The following is a 2,699-nucleotide window of genomic DNA, read 5'->3' on the forward strand; positions in this document are numbered from 1 at the left end:
AAAATGTAAAAGTAGTAGCGAGAGAATGTACAGGTCTTGCATGGGAATGGTGGAGAACAATTATTAATGAACAAAATGTTCCATTAACAAATGAAATAAAAGTTTCAATTGGAGGAACAACTTTACACCCGACTGCTAATATTAGTCATTAGGTAGAAGTGAAGCGCCCTGTAAACAGGGCGCTTTTTCAAATATATCATACTCATCAAATTGGAGAGTCAATTTAAGTAGGGGGACCGTCACATAGCCATCTAGCTAAAATTTCATAGTACCAAAGAACAAAATTTTTTGCTAACTTATAACAAATAGCTCATTGTTTCATTTTGGGGTAATTCTGAATTCTTAAGTTGATGGATATAGATTGTTAACGTGAACTACTCGCCACTTAGCAAAGCTTGAAGTGGGAGCCTCTCAGTTCCACGACGAAAGTAACTTTTCGTCTCCCTGAGCGTTACTTCGGGGTGTTCCACCCCTAGATGTCCAACGCTTGGACGCTCTCTTGGTACGGTTGATATTTTACGCAGGAACCGAATGGCTTGGTTTTCGCACTCTATTTTCTTCCAGCAACCTCATATATCAAGTTATCAAAGAACTTCATATAGCTAGTTTATCAAAAGTTTTTGGCTATTCCAAACCGAAATTCATCTCCCACCTACCGCTGGGCTATTACCCTTCACAAGCTTGAGGAAGGAGAATTCTTTCGGTAAATTCGTTAAAACACCATAATTTCAATTATCTAAAGACAACGGTCTTTCATTAATATAATAAATGGAAGATTGTTCGATTACCTATATTTGTATATGCAAAATTACATAAAAATATATGTTTAAATAAGACGCGCTTTTATATATAACTAGAGGTAGAGAAAGAAAATTATTGTTTAGGTCTACTTAAAACTTTTAAGTTGATCGATGTGTGGCGGTATCCCTTTAAGAGAAAAATTAAGCAGTTAGCCTTTGCCAACCGCTCTTTTATTAGAGATACTTACCTGTTGACATTACGTTATTATGATGAATATTTGCATAAGAATCTTTATATTTAGAAAGGAATAAAAAAATGAAAAAATTCGCATCAACACTATGTATAGCTGGAGTGACTTTAACTATTTTAGGAGTATCTCCTCAAAGTAGCTATGCTCATCTCGATCAAATTGATTTAACTGAGAATGATCCTATTACTGCAGGATGGTCTGCAGAAGCTCCGTATCATTCTGATAAAAGTACACATTTATGGATTGCAAAACAAGCTATTGAAATTATGAAAACAGAATCTAATATTGAAGCAAATAAGCAGGCTGTGGACTTTTTAAATTATCCGCAATATAAAGATCTATTTTCTAAAGGATTATATGATGCAGATTATAATGCAGAGTTTAACGATGGTGGAACAGGAATAGGCGGCGTTTTTAAAGGCGGATGGAAATCTCATTTTTATGATCCTGATACTAAAGAAAATTATAGAGGAGAAACAAATCCAACGGCTCTAACACAAGGTAAGAAATACTTTTATGAATCTGGAGAACATTTACGAAATAAAGACTATGAAAAAGCTTTCTATTACTTAGGAGTAGCCACGCACTACTTTACAGATGCTACCCAACCTATGCATGCAGCAAATTTTACCGCAATTGATACGAGAGCTATAAAATATCATAGCTACTTTGAAAATTATGTTACAACCATTCAAAATCGATTTGCAGTCAATACTGGAGGGAATTATAACGACTCTCTATCCACACCTGAAGAATGGATTGATTATGCAGCCCGGGTAGCTAAACCTGAAATCCAAAATATTACTAATGATAATACATTTAAGTATTATAATAGTGGTAAGGCACAATTGTGGCAAGAAATGGTTACCCCAGCTGTGCAGCGAAGCTTAGGAGAAGCTCAGCGCAATACAGCAGGTTTCTTAAATCTTTGGTTTAAAACTTTTACTGAAAATGTGAAAGCTCCAAGTATAGAGACTGCATTAATCTATGATATAGAAGGAAACGTCATAGAAGCAGGGAAAAACTATTATATCGTACCAAGTGAATCTCCTTATCAAGGTCTAACATTTGAATGGTATGTAGCAAACCGTTACGATTATGTCTCACTTGCAAGTAAAGAAAACAATGCTTTATCTGGTACACCTATAGAATTTGAATTCTACAAAGAAAATGATGCAAAGCTACACCACGGGGAGAGTATATATCTTCGCATGAAGCACTCAAATTACGACCAATTTCAATATTTAAATTGGTCTAATTATTCTAGTTGGATTCACCTTGCTCAAAAATCGGATAGTTTAGCTGACTTTAAAATTAAAATTAACCTGGATAATCCTACAGAATATAATATTTTTACAGATGACTATCCATTAAATTATGAAAATATAAATGCAGAGAAAAATTGGATCGTACTAGGTGAAAAAAAACAAAAACCTAGCTCATGGAAGTTTATACCTGCTAGATAACCTAAAAAGAAAAACACTCTTCCTTAATCAGAACGAGTGTTTTTTTATCCGTAAACGTCGAGTAACTTCACTTATTGGCAACAAACAAAAAAGCCCATCTCTTTTTTCATAAAAGATGAGCTTTTTTATCTTTCTATTATTCTAAATAACCTGTTAAAAAGAATAAAATACTGTAGCTTTGAAATAAAGTCGTACCGTTTATAAAGAAGATGTACTGTTTTTGAACTACCCCCACTTTCACT

The 2,699-nt window shown here is 34.1% G+C and carries 2 protein-coding genes; both read left to right on the forward strand.

Annotated features, from left to right (window positions below; genetic code table 11):
* Positions 1–152, forward strand: a 152-nt coding sequence (locus B5P40_RS29350) for a thiol-activated cytolysin C-terminal domain-containing protein (RefSeq protein ID WP_142936376.1), incomplete at its 5' end; no start/stop codon positions are given.
* A gap of 904 nt (positions 153–1,056) precedes the next feature.
* Positions 1,057–2,457, forward strand: a complete 1,401-nt coding sequence (locus tag B5P40_RS29360) for a zinc dependent phospholipase C family protein (protein ID WP_113710367.1) — start codon at positions 1,057–1,059, stop codon at positions 2,455–2,457.
* The last annotated feature ends 242 nt before the right edge of the window (positions 2,458–2,699 follow it).

The organism is Bacillus sp. SRB_8 (genome assembly GCF_003264205.1).
In the GTDB taxonomy this organism is placed as follows: domain Bacteria; phylum Bacillota; class Bacilli; order Bacillales; family Bacillaceae_G; genus Bacillus_A; species Bacillus_A mycoides.

Bases quoted from the DNA above. Each gene is read 5' to 3' on its own strand.
- B5P40_RS29360 (WP_113710367.1), top strand. From the start codon at position 1,057: ATGAAAAAATTCGCATCAACACTATGTATAGCTGGAGTGACTTTAACT.